This window comes from Streptomyces sp. GQ60 (assembly GCF_059758875.1).
The window spans coordinates 1-14,338 of record NZ_JCAXEG010000042.1; the positions used below are offsets into that span (position 1 = coordinate 1).

General features: G+C 69.1%; 16 protein-coding genes. 8 read left to right on the forward strand and 8 right to left on the reverse strand.

From position 1 onward, the window contains the following. Positions 1-508 precede the first annotated feature (508 nt). From AC6CKD_RS37565 to AC6CKD_RS37580, 4 genes are all read right to left on the reverse strand, one after another. Positions 509-1,006 carry a hypothetical protein gene (locus AC6CKD_RS37565; protein ID WP_498333869.1) on the reverse strand — a complete coding sequence of 166 codons (498 nt, stop codon included), beginning with the start codon at positions 1,004-1,006 and terminating at the stop codon, positions 509-511. A 296-nt stretch (positions 1,007-1,302) separates the two neighbouring features. Continuing rightward, positions 1,303-1,443, reverse strand: a complete 141-nt coding sequence (locus tag AC6CKD_RS37570) for a hypothetical protein (RefSeq protein ID WP_498333870.1) — start codon at positions 1,441-1,443, stop codon at positions 1,303-1,305. An 874-nt stretch (positions 1,444-2,317) separates the two neighbouring features. Then, on the reverse strand, positions 2,318-3,340 hold the full coding sequence (locus tag AC6CKD_RS37575) for a hemolysin family protein (RefSeq protein WP_498333872.1): 1,023 nt from the start codon (positions 3,338-3,340) through the stop codon (positions 2,318-2,320). Then, positions 3,337-4,668: a hemolysin family protein gene (locus AC6CKD_RS37580; RefSeq protein WP_498333874.1), complete on the reverse strand. Its 1,332-nt coding sequence runs from the start codon at positions 4,666-4,668 to the stop codon at positions 3,337-3,339. Before AC6CKD_RS37580 ends, AC6CKD_RS37575 begins: the two co-directional genes overlap by 4 nt. Positions 4,669-5,053: 385 nt before the next feature. Here AC6CKD_RS37580 and AC6CKD_RS37585 point away from each other — a divergent pair, with 385 nt between their 5' ends. The 4 genes from AC6CKD_RS37585 to AC6CKD_RS37600 all read left to right on the forward strand — a co-directional run bounded on the left by AC6CKD_RS37585 (position 5,054) and on the right by AC6CKD_RS37600 (position 7,375). After that, entirely contained in the window at positions 5,054-5,272 is a 219-nt protein-coding gene (locus AC6CKD_RS37585; protein WP_498333876.1) for a hypothetical protein, read from the forward strand. A gap of 104 nt (positions 5,273-5,376) precedes the next feature. Further along, entirely contained in the window at positions 5,377-6,399 is a 1,023-nt protein-coding gene (locus tag AC6CKD_RS37590; protein ID WP_498333878.1) for a sporulation protein, read from the forward strand. 101 nt (positions 6,400-6,500) lie between these two features. Then, a complete protein-coding gene (locus tag AC6CKD_RS37595; RefSeq protein ID WP_498333879.1) occupies positions 6,501-6,956 on the forward strand; it encodes a tellurite resistance TerB family protein in 456 nt (151 codons plus the stop codon). Positions 6,957-7,168: 212 nt separating this feature from the next. Further along, complete coding sequence (locus AC6CKD_RS37600) at positions 7,169-7,375, forward strand: hypothetical protein (protein WP_498333881.1); 207 nt, start codon at positions 7,169-7,171, stop codon at positions 7,373-7,375. A gap of 127 nt (positions 7,376-7,502) precedes the next feature. On the opposite strand, the gene AC6CKD_RS37605 is transcribed toward AC6CKD_RS37600, so the two are convergent. The 4 genes from AC6CKD_RS37605 to AC6CKD_RS37620 all read right to left on the reverse strand — a co-directional run bounded on the left by AC6CKD_RS37605 (position 7,503) and on the right by AC6CKD_RS37620 (position 11,259). Continuing rightward, positions 7,503-8,843: a hemolysin family protein gene (locus AC6CKD_RS37605; RefSeq protein ID WP_498333882.1), complete on the reverse strand. Its 1,341-nt coding sequence runs from the start codon at positions 8,841-8,843 to the stop codon at positions 7,503-7,505. 63 nt (positions 8,844-8,906) lie between these two features. Next, positions 8,907-9,794, reverse strand: coding sequence for a universal stress protein (locus AC6CKD_RS37610; RefSeq protein WP_498333884.1), 888 nt, complete (start codon positions 9,792-9,794; stop codon positions 8,907-8,909). 125 nt (positions 9,795-9,919) lie between these two features. Continuing rightward, positions 9,920-10,852: a M56 family metallopeptidase gene (locus AC6CKD_RS37615; RefSeq protein WP_498333886.1), complete on the reverse strand. Its 933-nt coding sequence runs from the start codon at positions 10,850-10,852 to the stop codon at positions 9,920-9,922. 5 nt (positions 10,853-10,857) lie between these two features. After that, a complete protein-coding gene (locus AC6CKD_RS37620; RefSeq protein ID WP_498333888.1) occupies positions 10,858-11,259 on the reverse strand; it encodes a BlaI/MecI/CopY family transcriptional regulator in 402 nt (133 codons plus the stop codon). Positions 11,260-11,476: 217 nt separating this feature from the next. Between AC6CKD_RS37620 and AC6CKD_RS37625 the strand changes: the two genes are divergently transcribed. The 4 genes from AC6CKD_RS37625 (at position 11,477) to AC6CKD_RS37640 (ending at position 13,696) form a co-directional block, all read left to right on the forward strand. Continuing rightward, complete coding sequence (locus AC6CKD_RS37625; protein WP_498333890.1) at positions 11,477-12,052, forward strand: TerD family protein; 576 nt, start codon at positions 11,477-11,479, stop codon at positions 12,050-12,052. A 352-nt stretch (positions 12,053-12,404) separates the two neighbouring features. Beyond that, entirely contained in the window at positions 12,405-12,986 is a 582-nt protein-coding gene (locus tag AC6CKD_RS37630) for a TerD family protein (RefSeq protein ID WP_498333892.1), read from the forward strand. 96 nt (positions 12,987-13,082) lie between these two features. Continuing rightward, a complete protein-coding gene (locus AC6CKD_RS37635; protein ID WP_498333893.1) occupies positions 13,083-13,343 on the forward strand; it encodes a twin-arginine translocase TatA/TatE family subunit in 261 nt (86 codons plus the stop codon). A 65-nt stretch (positions 13,344-13,408) separates the two neighbouring features. After that, positions 13,409-13,696, forward strand: coding sequence for a GlsB/YeaQ/YmgE family stress response membrane protein (locus AC6CKD_RS37640; RefSeq protein ID WP_498333895.1), 288 nt, complete (start codon positions 13,409-13,411; stop codon positions 13,694-13,696). The last annotated feature ends 642 nt before the right edge of the window (positions 13,697-14,338 follow it).

A 14,338-nucleotide genomic window follows, 5' to 3' on the forward strand; every position in this document is an offset into this window, starting at 1 on the left:
TCCGGCGCCGGTACCTGGGCGGGCACGGTGTTCTTGCGGACGACGGGCGCGGTCGTCTCCGGCGGCGGCTGCACGCTGACCTGGCGTCAACCGGCCGCGGCAGCAGGGCGCTGGCCAAAGCACGGCACGTCCGCCGCAGTGTCGAGGAGGTTGCCGCCGCGGCTGAGTGGCAGCACGTGATCGAGGGTGAACGCGTCGGGGTTCCTTGCCGGCTTTGGGCCGGTGATGTCGTAGCGGATCGACGAGGAGCTTGGCTTTGTTCACGAGTGAGTGACGACGGCGGGGTGTTCACGTCTATGGGAGGCACTCGTGATGCGCCGAAGTCGATGTTCATGAGGATGGGAGTGGCTTTGACAGTGACAGTTGGCTCCACCCGGAAGGTGAGTTCTGACGCCGGGCAGCTCGCCGAAGCGGTGCATCCCCAGCTCCCACGGAACTGAGGTCGCGGCCCCCGACGGCCGTGCGGCCCACCGGCCACCGGACCGTCGGAGGCTGGTGGGCCCAGGCCCTACTGGACGCTGCCGAAGCGGTACCGGGTGTTGCCGTTCTCGTCACCCGCGTGCTGCCGGCCGATGAGTACCTGGTTGGGCGGGGCCTGCACGCTGTGGTCGGACTCCCTCGTTTCGGCCGTCCACTCGCCGGGGGTGATCGTCAGCTTGTTGCCGTCCGGGCCGAGGAGGTCGCCGACGCAGTAAAGGGTGTTGCCGTTCTCGTCGCCCCGGTGCTCCCGGCCGACGATGACCCCGCCGTCCGGGGCGGTGTACGCAGTGCCGTCGGACTCCTTGAAGTCGCTGCTCCACCGCAGGTTGGCGACGGTGCAGGCCTTGCCGCCCTGCTGCACAGATGCGTACCGGTATCGGGTGTCGCCGCACTCGTCGCCCTGGTGCTCCCGGCCGACGATGACCATGTTGTCCGGGGCCTGGAAGCGGCTGTCGATTTCCCTTTCCCAGTTGCTGCTCTTGATGTCGACGGTCGTGATGCCGGTGGTGGTCTCGACGCTGCCCATCGTCTTCCTTCATCCAGGTCAGGCCGCGGTTCTGTCTCCGCAGCCCTGTCGGAACGATCGTCGGTGACGACCGGGCGGCTCGACGGCGAGAATGTGGATCTTCACCCGTTCTAGCTAATCCTGGTGGTTCCACGTGCCTGGTGCGGATGCCCCTGCGAGTACGGGGAGTGGCGGATTTCGCGTGTGCCACCGCATCCCCTCGTGAGCCTTGGGTGGCGTCAGAACTCACCTTCCGGGTGGAGCCAACTGTCACCGTCAAAGCCACTCCGGGTTTGAGGCGTTGTCCGGCTCCCCGTTCACCCGGCAGCAGCGGTGCGCCCGGCCCGGAACCCGGGAACATCGTCGGCGGTGACGCCCAGGCGCAGCCGCTGAAGCCGCGGCGGATGCCGGAAGACCCCGCCCCGGTCCGCGGCGGTGTCGGCGTTGGCCTCCGCCATCAACTCCGGACGGACCAAGGTCGCGTTTACGGCGTCGCGGGAACCCAAGACGCCGTGAACCGCACCCCCACCCACGGATGTCCGCCCGCGTGATGATCTGTTACTGCTTGGGTCGAGGAGTTCCTCGGGCTGCTTGCCCTGTCCGGGCGGCCCCCGGCGCGGGGCGGGGTCTCTCAGGTTCGCTGCCTGGGGCCGGCCGGGCCGCTGCTTCCGCCGGCCCCACGTGTTCGGAGCGAGGAGGTAGAACGCGGGTCTGACACAGCCGGGCTCGGTCACCCACTACCGGGAAGGGCCCCTCCCGCAGCAAGATCACACTCTGCTGCGGGAGGGCGCCCCTACATGCCTGACGGCTCGTCAAGAATCGCCGACGGCGTGCGTCAAACGTGCGTCACGAGCGTCAAATCAGCGTCAAGATATCGCCCACAACGCACACAGCGCACATAATGCACACCGCCCTAACCCGCAGGTCAGAGGCCCTTTCCAACGGGCTCAAGGATCGCGACACACTCCACATGATGGGTCATCGGGAAAACGTGGAGGTCATTGCGCAGCTTCACCAAGCAGACCGGGCGACTCTGCAGGGCGTCTCCCGTCGCCTTCGGTAAGGCCCTCCCCTAGCCCGAGGCCCCCCGCCCGACGTCGTCGGACGACCTGGCCGTACAGGCCGCGAATGACGCGGCGAAAGCTGACGCGGGGGTGGTGCCGCTCCCCTCACGATGACGCCGAACGACGGGTGCCGTCTCGTGCGCTGATCATCCGAAGGTGACGCGCTCCAGCCCGAAGTCGAGCATCGCATGGCCCGGCTGGAGCTTTCTGTCTGTGCCGGTGGTCGGCACCCGCACCGGGCGAGGTGCCGACCACCGGTCTGTGACTGTCAGACTCCGTCGGCCGCGGCGCCGACGAGTTCGTCGAGGAGGTCCTCCATGGTGACGAAGCCGATGACGGTGCCCTTGGTGCCGGTGACTGCCGCAAGGTGGGTGCCGGCGGCCCTCATGGCGGTCATGGTGTCGTCGAGCGGGGTGTCGATGGCGACCTTGACGATCGGGTGCAGCGTCGTGCGCGGGAAGGGCGCTGTGCGGTCGGCCGCGCCGAGTGCGTCCTTGATATGAAGGTAGCCCAGGATCTCCCCGCCGTCATGGGTAACCGGAAGGCGGGAGAAGCCGTGGTTGGCAGCCGCCCGTTCCAGGCCCTTGGGAGTGATGTCGTGGCCGACGGTCACGACCCTGTCCAGAGGCACCATCACCTCGCCGACGGGTCGGGTGCCGAGTTCGAGGGCGTCCTGGAGGCGTTCGCCGTCGTCGGGGCCAAGGAGGCCGGCGGCGCTGGAGTCCTTGACGAGGCGGGCGAGTTCGTCGTCGGTGAACACGGAGCCGATCTCGTCCTTCGGCTCGACCTTCATCAGCCTCAACAGAGCGTTCGCGAAGGCGTTGATGCCGAAGACAAACGGACGTAGCGCCCGGGTGAGGGCCACCAGCGGCGGACCCAGCAGCAACGCGGTCGGCGCCGGTGCGGCGAGCGCGATGTTCTTGGGGATCATTTCGCCGACGAGCATGTGCAGGTAGGTGGCCAGGGTGAGCGCGATGACGAAGGCGATCGGGTGAATCAGCCCCTCGGGCACTCCGATGGCGTGGAACGGGGGCTCCAGCAGGTGCGCGATGGCCGGCTCGGCGACGGCGCCGAGGACCAGGGAGGAGACGGTGATGCCGAGCTGGGCGGTGGCCATCATCGCCGAGAGGTGTTCGATGCCCCACAGGGTTGTCTTCGCGCGGAGGTTTCCCTTCGCTGCGGCCGGTTCGATCTGGCTGCGGCGTACGGAGATCAGGGCGAACTCGGCGCCGACGAAGAAGGCGTTGGTGATCAGTGTGAAGGCGCCGATCAGTAGCTGGATAGCGGTCATCGGGCCTCCTCCTTGGAGATCACGGCTGCGGTCGGGGCGGTGATTGACACCCGGTCGGCGCGGTGGTGTTCGACGTCGAGGACAGTGAGTTCCCAGCCGTGCACGTGCAGGGTGTCGCCTGCCAGGGGGATGCGCTCGAGACGGGTGGCGATCAGGCCGGCCAGCGTCTCGTACGGACCCTCTGGGGGTGTGAAGCCGAGCTCCTCCAGCTGGTCGAGGCGGACGCTTCCGTCTGCCTCCCATGCCTGGCGGCCGTCCTGCTTGGGGGCTTCGAGGAGGTCGGGGACCTCGATCGGGTCGTGCTCGTCGCGGACCTCGCCGACGACTTCTTCCACGATGTCCTCTACGGTGGCTACACCCGCGGTGCCGCCGTACTCGTCGATGACCACGGCCATGGTCCGGGCCTTGCGGAGCCGGCCCAGCAGGGTGTCGACGGGCAGGGAGTGCGGAATGAGCAGGGGTTCGGTCATCAGGTCGGTCACGGGGGTCATGGCCCGCTTCTCCTCGTCCAGCGCGAGGACATCGCGGATGTGGAGGGTGCCGATGACCTCGTCGAGGGTGTCCTTGTAGACGGGGAAGCGGGACAGGCCCGTGGCCAGGGTCAGGTTCGCGGCGTCCGCGGCGGTGGCATGCGCCTCCAGGGCCTGAACGTCGACGCGCGGCGTCATGACGTTCTCCGCGGTGAGCTCGGCCAGGTGCAGCGTGCGGACGAACAGTTCGGCCGAGTCGGCCTCGATCGCACCCTCGCGGGCCGAGTGCCGGGCGAGCGCCACCAGCTCCTGCGGCGTACGGGCGGAGGCCAGCTCTTCCGCGGGCTCCAGCCCGAAACGGCGTACCAGGCGGTTCGCGGTGTTGTTCAGGTGCCGGATCAGCGGCGCGAACGCAGCCGTGAAGCCGCGCTGCGGGCCGGCCACGACCTTCGCGACGGCCAGCGGGCGGGAGATCGCCCAGTTCTTCGGCACCAGCTCGCCGACCACCATCAGGATCACTGTCGAGATCGCGACACCCAGCAGAGTCGCGGTCGTGGACACCGCCCCGGCGGGCAGGCCGACGGCCTCGAGCGGTCCACGCAGCAGAGCGGAGACGGACGGCTCGGCGAGCATGCCGATCACCAGCGAGGTCACGGTAATGCCCAGCTGGGCCCCGGAGAGCTGGAAGGTCAGCCGCTTGGCAGCCTTCAGGGCGCCCTCGGCGCCCCGCTCACCGGCAGCGGCGGCACGCTCGAGCTCGCTGCGCTCAACGGTGGTGAGAGAGAACTCGGCGGCGACGAACACCGCACACGCCAGCGTGAGAGCCAGCGCGAGAAGCAGCAGCAGGACTTCGGTCACCGTGCCACCCCCGCTCCCGGCTCAACAATCAGCGGGCAAGGCGTGGCACGGCGTGGACTGGGAGGTTCACCCATTGCGGGTCTGCTGCTCCTTCTTCTCTCGGGCTGACTGGCGCGCGGTCCGCGCACAGGGCGGTTTCAGTATCCGCACGACAACTGTAAAGGAGCAGTAAAGCCCCTGGCCAGTGACGCTTCGCACGGCGGGAAGGGTGGTCTTTTCGGACTTTCCCACCCAACCTTCGCCCGCGCACTCGACAGTGGTCGCGCTGCTCCTATGCTTCTACATGCTTGTAGATAGCGCCAGGGCGGGGCGGAGTATTCCGTGCTGCCCTGGCGCCCGTACGCACGCCCACAGGGCGCGCGTGGAGTCAGGAGGGGAACAGAGCGTGGCTTCGATCGATCTGGACAAGGTGCTGGACAAGGCGTGGGCGGACAAGAGCCTGCCCGAGATCCTGGCCGCCCCGGTGGGGGCCCTCAAGGGTGTCTCCGACCGTGACGGTGAGCTGCTCAAGGAGGCGTTCGGCGTCAAGACCGTCGCCGACCTCGCCGAGCTGAAATACGTCCGCTGGGCGCAGGCCCTCGCGGCCCTGGACGCGGCGAAGTAACGCCTCGCGCGTGCGCGGTGCCGCGGGCCGGACCTGGTCTCGCGGCGCCGTCGCGCGCCCCGCAAAGAGATCACAACGCGACGCATACGAAGGAGAACGCCACGATGGTGTTCAAGCGCCTGCTCGGCTCGATGGGTGTCGGCGGCCCCGCCGTAGACACGGTTCTCGACCTGACCACCGCGGTGCCCGGCGGCACCCTGACCGGTGAAGTCCGCCTCACCGGCGGTCGGGCCGACTTCGACATCGAGCACATCACCCTCGAACTCGTCGCCCGCGTCGAGGCCGAGACGCACGACGGGCAGGACGAGGGCGTCATCCCCTTCGAACGCTTTCTCATCGGCGGCGACTTCCGCCTCGCCGAGGCGGAGCAGCGCAGCGTACCGTTCGCGGTCCCGCTGCACTGGGAGACCCCGATCACCCAGCTGTACGGCCAGCCGCTCGGCATCGTCCTCGGCGTACGGACCGAGCTCGGCATCGCCGGGGCCAAGGACAAGGGCGACCTCGACCAGCTCACCGTGGGCCCGCTGCCGGCCCAGGAGGCGATCCTGGAGGCGTTCGGGCAGCTCGGCTTCGGCTTCAAGTCCGCCGACCTTGAACTGGGGCGCATCGGTGGCACCGGCCAGCAGCTGCCCTTCTATCAGGAGATCGAGCTCACCCCCGCCCCGCAGTACGCACACCGGGTCAGCGAGATCGAGGTGACCTTCCTGGCGAACTCGGGCGGGCTGGAGGTCGTCCTGGAGGCGGACAAGCGCGGCGGTCTGTTCGCCGGCCACGACGTGCTGGGCCGCCACGCGGTCAGCCACGAAGGTGCGGCACACCGGGACTGGAACGCCGTGGTCGGCTCCTGGATCAGCCAGCTCGTCGACGCACACACCGCCCGCGCGGCCCACACCCCTCACAGCCCCTACGGGCACGGAGGCGGGCACGACGCTCACGCCCACAAGGACGACCACGGGCACCATTTCGATCACCGGTCCGGGCCAGGCATGGGCACCGTGGTCGCGGCTGGCGCGGCCGGTCTTGCGGTGGGGGTAGTCGGCGGGATGGTGGCGGCCGAGGCCGTCGACGAAATCGGCGACTTCTTCGAGGGCGACGAGGACGATGGCGGAGACGACGAGGATGCGTAGCGGCACCGTCACCCACCGGCAACTTCTACAGTAGTGTAGAAATAATCTGTCCGGGGCCGGCTCCGTCCGTCCCGGACACCCTTGCGACGCCTGGAGTTGGCATGGCCCTGTGGGACCGTTTCAAGCAGTCCGCCCAGCAGATGCAGACGCAGCTGGAGGCGAAGAAGAACGAGCTGAAGTCCGGCGCGTTCCGCGATGCGAGCATGGCCATGTGCGCCCTGGTTGCCGCGGCAGACGGAACGATCGACGACTCCGAGCGCCGGCGGGTGGCCCACCTGATCGCCACCAACGAGGTCCTGCAGAACTTCCCGGCCGCTGATCTGCAGAAGCGCTTCGACGACTACCTCAACACCCTTACCGCCGACTTCGAGTTCGGCAAGGTCAGCATCCTGCAGGAGATCGCCAAGGCGAAGAAGAAGCCCGCCGAGGCCCGCGCCGTCATCCAGATCGGCATCGTCATCGGCGGCGCCGACGGCGACTTCGACAAGACCGAACAGGCCGTCGTGCGCGAAGCCTGCTACACCCTCGACCTCCCGCCCCACGAGTTCGACCTCTAGCCCACGAACCTGCCCGTACGCGCCCCGCCCCGCGGCCTGATACGCGGGGCAGGCATGCCTGCGAGGAGACCTGGCAGCGGGCGGGCGCGCACGGATCAGGCGAAGGCTGTGTCCACATTGGCGAATCTCCGGCCGGGCGGCAACGCTCGGGATGCCGTTCGAGACCGGAGCCCGGTCCGCCCTCGTCAACTGCCCCCGGGCACAATGTCCGCATGGCGAACACCGAGGAACGCGGCGCTCCCTACGTGGGTTTCACGGCGGGCATCTCGCTGGGCATGATGACTGGAGTCGTACTCGGGCTCCTCATCGTCGACAACCTCGCGCCCGGACTCGGCGTGGGTATCGCGCTCGGGCTCGGCATCAGCACGATCCGTCTGCCTCGGAGTGAATCAGCTGAGGTCCAGCCCGGCGACTCCTGATCCTTCCTTCCGAACGACTGTCGGCGCCGCCGGCCGGCTTGAGGCACCAGCACTCACGCGAGCCGGTGGCGGCGAGAGGCATATTGAGGCGCTGTCCCATAGGGCAGGCGTCCGGTCGCTCGGCCTGTCATAGATCCGAATCGTCCGTGGACTCGGCTGTGATCGGTTCCCGGCCGGGCTGGCTCGGGTGGCGGGCGACAGGACTGATCCGTACCTCGGTGATGGCGTTACGGTCGATGACGGTGACTTCAAGGATCCATTCCTCTACCAGGATGCGGGTTCCCGGCGTGCTGGGGATGCGGCCCAGCTTGTGGAGGATGAGGCCGGCGACGGTGGTGTAGTGGCCGTCGTCTGTGAGATCGCCGAGTTCGACGCCGATGTCGGGGAGGTCGTGGACGGGGAACGAGCCGGGGACGAGAAGGGAGCCGTCGTCTTGCTCGGTCGCGGTCGCGATGTCACGGTCGGTCTCATCGTAGATCTCGCCGACGATCTCCTCCAGCAGGTCCTCGATGGTGACGATCCCCTCGATGGAGCCGTGTTCGTCGATGACGAGAGCGAATTGCTGCTGGTTGGCGCGGAAGTCCCGCAGAGCTTCGGAGATCTTCATGGAGTCGGTGAAGACGGTTGCCGGCTGGGCCAGCTCGGCCACCGGGGTGTCGTCCGCGCTGGTGGTCGCATCGCGGAGGTTGACCACGCCGACGACATCCTCGAAGCGGCCGGCGGCAAGGACGGGGGCGCGGGAGTGCCCGGAGTTCGCCAGCTCGTTGCGCGCCTGGGCGGCGGGCATCGACGCGGAGAGGGTGAACACCTGCCGGCGGGGCACGAGGGCGGCGCGCAGGGTGCGTTCGTGGATCTCCAGGGCACTGGAGATGATGGTGCGCTGCTGGGGGGTCAGGCCGCGGTGGCTGATGACCATGTCCCGTAGTTCTTCCGGGGTGGGCGGCTGCTTTCCGGCGCGTGGGTCGCCGCCGAGGACGCGGACGAGCAAGTTCGTGGTGTGGCTCAGTGTCCATACGGCCGGGCGCGGGGCGGTGGCGAGGATGTCCAGGGGGGTGGCGGCGATCAGGGACCACCGCTGGGCGAACTGCATCGCCAGGCGCTTGGGTGCCAGCTCGCCGGCCACGAGCGTGACGAACGTCAGCATCAGGGTCACCAGGGCGACAGCGAGCGGCTCGGCGGCGCTGCCGGTGAAGGAGAGGAGCGGCACCAGGGGCTCGGCCAGGGAGACCGCCGCGGTGGCGGAGGCGAGGAAGCCTGCGAGGGTGATACCGATCTGGATCGTGGCCAGGTACCGGTTGGGGTCCGCGGCAAGCCGCGCGAGGCGGGCGGCGCCGGCACCACCCCTGCGCCGAAGTCTGCGCAGCTGGCTCTCGCGCAGCGAGATCAGGGCGATCTCGGTGCCCGCGAAGAGGGCGTTGAGCACGATCAGCGCGGCGATGAGTGCGAGGTCCCACACGTAGCCGTTCACCGCTCAGCCTCCGCTCCGTGGCTGCGTTTCCCGCGCCCAGACGCGTGCGGGTGCCGGTGGGCGTCACAGGCCCGAGCGGACCACGGTGACGGGGCAGTGGGCGTGGTGCAGGATGGCCTGGCTGACCGAGCCCAGCAGCATTCCCGCGAATCCGCCGCGTCCACGCGCGCCCACCACGATCAGCTGGGCGCTCTCGCTGGCCTCGATCAGCGTCGGCCGGGTACGGCCCCGGACGGCCCACGGGCGCACGGTCACCTCGGGGTACTGATCGCGGTGCCCGGACAGCGCCTCGGCCAGCAGCCGCTCCTCCACCGCCCGCATCTGGTCCACGTCACCGATCATGTCCACCACTTCCACGGGATGGCCCGGGCCGCTCTCGCCGTGATCGCTCCACGTGCTCCAGGCATGCAAGGCCACCAGCTCACCGCCCCGCAGCTGTGCCTCGGCGAACGCGAACGCGATCGCGCCCCGGCCCTGAGGGGAGCCGTCCACCGCCACCAGCACGGGACCCTCCGGCTTGGTCCGGCCCCGTACGACCATCACCGGGCAGTGCCCGCGCGCGGCCAGCTGGACGGCCGTCGATCCCAGGAGCAGCTCTCTGATGCCACCCAAGCCGCGGTGGCCCACCACCATCAGCCGCGCCGTACGGGACTCCGCTTCCAGAGCCGCCACCGGCTCACCGGGCATCACCGCGCTGGTGGCCCGCACTCCCGGGGCCGCGGCCCGGGCCCGGTCGACGGCTTCCTGAAGCAGGTGCTCGACCAACTCCCGCACTCCCCCGGCGGGCGGTCCCAGAGGGGAAGCGCCGGGTGGGACATGCATGGCGGGCCAGATGAAAGCGTGCACGACATGCAGCTCCGCTCCTCTGAGCAGTGCTTCCCGTGCGGCAACGTCCACGGCGGCCATGGCGGAGCGCGAGCCATCCACGCCGACCACGACGGGACCGGACATCTCCCTCGCCTCTCCTCACCCGCAGCCCCTGCTGCCGGGCTGGGCCGCACTTCGTCCTCCCAGCTTCTCCCGCAGGCCGCACCCACGCCACCAGAGGCAGACGCGTCAGGTGCCCCCGGGCCAGGTCACAGGGGTGTGGCGGCGTGGAGGATGAAGAACAGGGTGACGGCGGAGTTCGCCGAGGACAGGGCGGAAACCATCGTGCCCGCCGTGGCACCCCACGTCGCCAGGCCCACTGCGGTGAACACCGACGGCCAGCGGCTAGAGAGCGGGCCGGGCTGCAGCAGCGCCGCGACCCTGCTCGGCACCGGCCCCGCCGCCGCGAACGCGGCCATTGTGGCCAGCGGGGAGCCGCGGCTGATCATTGCCGCCTTGCCGATCGCCACCGCCACCGTACGGCGGCTGCCGACCCTGGACGCCGCCTCCTCGTCCGCCCACCGCTCGGCGGTATAGGCCACCACCGACCGCAGGGGCCGCAAGAACGGGTTGGCCCGGGCGGCGAGCTGCACGGCCAGCAGAAACCGGTGATGGCCTGCCGAGAGGTGGGCGCGCTCGTGAGCGAACAGGGCCCGGCGCTCGCCGGACGTCAGCGCCGCCAGCATGCCCGTGCTCACCACGATCCGGCCACGGCGCGAGCCGGGCAGCGCGTAGGCGTACGGAACCTCATCGCGCAGCACGGCCACCGGTGTGGCGGGCAGCCCGGCCAGAGCACGCAGGCTGCGCCTGCGGACCCGCCGGTGGCGCCATGCCGCCGACGCACACGAGGCGATCACCGCGAGGAGGGCGGGGATGGCGGCCTTGCCGGCGATCTCGTCGTACGGGACCGCTTCGCGCACCTCCGGGTCGGACCAGCCGTCCGGCAGCGGGTTGCCGGGCAGTTGCGCGGTCCCCACGACCATCAGCAACGCCAGGCACAGCGTGCTGCACACCGCCAGCACTGCCGCGACGCCGGTGAGCAGCCAGGTCGCGGTACGCGGGTGCAGATGGTGCCCGGCCAGCCGCGCGATCGGCCACGCCGTTAAGGGCAGCACCAGCGGCAGGAACACGAATACCCCCATGTCGCTCAGCCTTCCCCAGCCTCGGATGCCCTGCCCAGCAATTCGCGCAGCAGCTGCTCGTCCCCGGGCGACAAGGCGGTCACGAAGCTGGCCAGGACGGCCTGCCGGTCGCTTTCGGCGTCCAGGACCTTGCGCATCCGCAGAGCGGCGAGCCCGGCCTCGTCGGCGACCGCCATCCACTCGAACGACCGGCCCACCCGCTCACGTGCCACCGCACCCTTGGCCTGCAGCCGGGTAAGGATCGTCATCACGGTCGTGTAGGCGAGGCCGCCGCCGAGCCGGTCCTGGACCCAGCCCGCCGTGACCGGCCCCGGCGCCTGGCACAGGGCGGTGAGTACCTGATTCTCCAGCTCGCCCTGGCCTCGGCGGCGGGATGGGTCGCCACCGCTCGTGTTCGTCTCCGTCATGCCGTCAACCTCCCGCCTCCTGGCCCCACCCGACGCGGCGCAGTGGTTCATCGTACTGATCCCAGGCTTGCCGTCCTGCCGCCCCAGCCAGCCGGACGGCGCAATGCCGCCACACCGACCGAACACCCACTATTTTACTTCTACAGTGCCGTAGATTTCGGATCGACGGTGCGGGCGCTCAAGCCTCGCCGCGTAGACACCAACTGGGAGCCACGACATGGGTGTGAGTCTGTCCAAGGGCGGCAACGTCTCGCTGAGCAAGGAAGCGCCGGGCCTGAACGCGGTCCTGGTCGGCCTCGGCTGGGACGTACGCACAACCACCGGCGTCGACTACGACCTCGACGCCAGCGCCATCCTGGCGAACGCCTCCGGGAAGGTGGCCTCCGACCAGCACTTCATCTTCTACAACAACCTCAAGAGCCCCGACGGCTCGGTCGAGCACACCGGCGACAACCTCACCGGCGAGGGCGAAGGCGACGACGAGGTCATCAAGGTCAACCTTGCCACCGTTCCCGCGGACGTGGAGAAGATCGTCTTCCCGGTATCCATCCACGACGCCGAAACCCGGGGCCACAGCTTCGGCCAGGTCCGTGGCGCCTTCATCCGCGTCGTCAACCAGGACGGCGGAGCCGAGCTCGCCCGCTACGACCTCTCCGAGGACGCCGCCACCGAGACCGCCATGATCTTCGGCGAGCTCTACCGCAGCGGCGCCGAGTGGAAGTTCCGCGCCGTCGGCCAGGGCTACGCCTCCGGCCTGTCGGGAATCGTCGCCGACTTCGGCGTCGGCGTCTGATACTCCAAGGCGCTGCCGTGCCGGGGCGGGCCGGCCCCCGCCCCGGCACACCCGGTCAAGCGACCACGCGACTTCGTCCAATCCGGGGAACTGCGTTATACACAGCGCCGTCGACTTCGAACTGTAGGACCGTGACGACTTCGAGCTCGCGCTGCACCAGGTACCGGACATCAGTGCCGAGTTCACCGACCTCCCGATCCGGGCCGGAACTGACGCACCCTGGCCGGGTAGCCACTGCTCACTCGCAAGACGCACACCCTCAGGTTTCTACAGTGCTGTAGATTCATCGCGGTGGCCGCCAACACGGCTGCGTGAAGGCATACATCGACGAGCCAGCATCTGGAGGAAACCAGTGGGGATCAACCTGGACAAGGGTCAGCGGATCAGCCTGGAGAAGCCCGGCGGGGGCACCCTGACCGTGGTGCGCATGGGGCTGGGCTGGCAGTCCGCCCCGCGCAAGGGATTCCTCGCCCGGATGACTGCCCGGGAGATCGACCTGGACGCCTCGGCCGTCCTGTTCGCGGGCAAGGAGCCTGTGGACGTGGTGTTCTTCCAGCAGCTGGTCAGCAAGGACGGCTCGGTACGCCACACCGGCGACAACCGGGTCGGCGGCGCGGGGCAGGGCGGGGACGACGAGTCGATCCTGGTGGACCTCCAACGGCTGCCGGTGCACGTCGACCAGATCGTCTTCACCGTCAACTCCTTCACCGGGCAGACCTTCACGGACGTACAGAACGCCTTCTGCCGCCTCATCGACGACACCAGCGGCCAGGAACTGGCCCGCTACACCCTCTCCGGCGGCGGCAACTACACCGCGCAGGTCATGGCCAAGGTCCACCGCTCCGGGCAGGCGTGGAGCATGTCCGCGATCGGGGAGCCGGCCAACGGCCGCACCTTCCAGGATCTCCTGCCCGCCATCGCCTTCCACCTGTAACCACCAGCGGATTCACGCCGTGGCTGCCCCGCCCGAGAACCACGCGCGCGGGGCATCAGGACAGCAGGCCCTACCAGCCCAGGAGGGCAGCACGCCATGTTCGGTATCAGTGAGATAGCGATCATCCTGATCATCATCGTCCTGGCCCTTGGGGCCAAGAAGCTGCCCGAACTCGCACGCTCGATAGGGAAGTCGGCCAGAATCCTCAAGAGCGAGGCGCGGGCGATAAAGAACGACCCGGCGCCCCAGGCCTGCGGCGAGCGCGCCGCCGACAGCACGAAGCGGGTCATCGAACCCGACGCCGTGATCAGCCCGCACCCCGTGCCGGAATCCGGCACCGACACCCCACGACGCTGACCCTCGCCTCCCCGAAGGCAGGCAGGCAGGCAGGCAGCAGCCACCACATACCCCGGGGATTTGCCATGAGTCTGATCACCTGGCTGACCCTCGGCCTGCTGGCCGGGGCCATAGCCCAACTCCTCCTGCCCGCAATGGATGCCGACGACGTGACCGGCCGCACGGTCATCAGCGTCGTCGGCGCCATCACGGGCGGCTGGACATCGGAGCAGGTCTTCGCCAAGCAGGTCGAAACCCACTTCTTCGATGTCACCACCTGGACGGCCGCCGTCGTCGGCGCCCTGGCTCTTCTTGCGGCATACCGCATGGCATTCCGTAACTCCCGTGGCCGGAACGACCAGCAGGACCCTTGACCATCCTTGGCCGTCAGACGATGCCGCGCCTGCCCCGGAGCCATTCACGCGGCCTCGATGCTTGGGCGCCCGCTCCGGCGCCTTACCCACGAACCGCTGAACGGGTATATGGTCCCCACCCACGAAAGTCCACCGCGCCACCAGCGGAGGGGAGCATGTCACAGACCTGGACCGCCATCATCCTGGCCTTCATCGGGGCCATCACCACGATGGCAGGAGCCGCACTTTACGTCCTGCCCGGCCCCGGCCCCCCCCGTCCTCGCCACGGGCATAACCATGCTCCTGACCGGTGTCGGCATGCTGGGCAGCGGAGTCTGCCGCTCGTAGCCGTCAGCACCTGAGGCGAACGCAGCTTTGCACAGCCCCGGCCAGAGATGGACTCCTACGCAGTCCCCCGCCCTCGGGCGACGCGGCTGAAGCTTCGAGGGAGAGGAGACGGCCGCCGCGCCCGCTGTTCGGATCGACCGCGACACCCTACGAGTGCTCCCATGAGACAAAGGAGTGCGCGGGTCTCGTCCGATCGCTCTCACCAAGCTCGTACCTTCTCCGCACCACTTGTCGGCCGGTCGAGCACGGGAGATGCAGGTGCTTCGAGGTCTGCTCGGCGGCCGCCGTGTGGTCAGGTGCGGAGGTCGCGCCGTT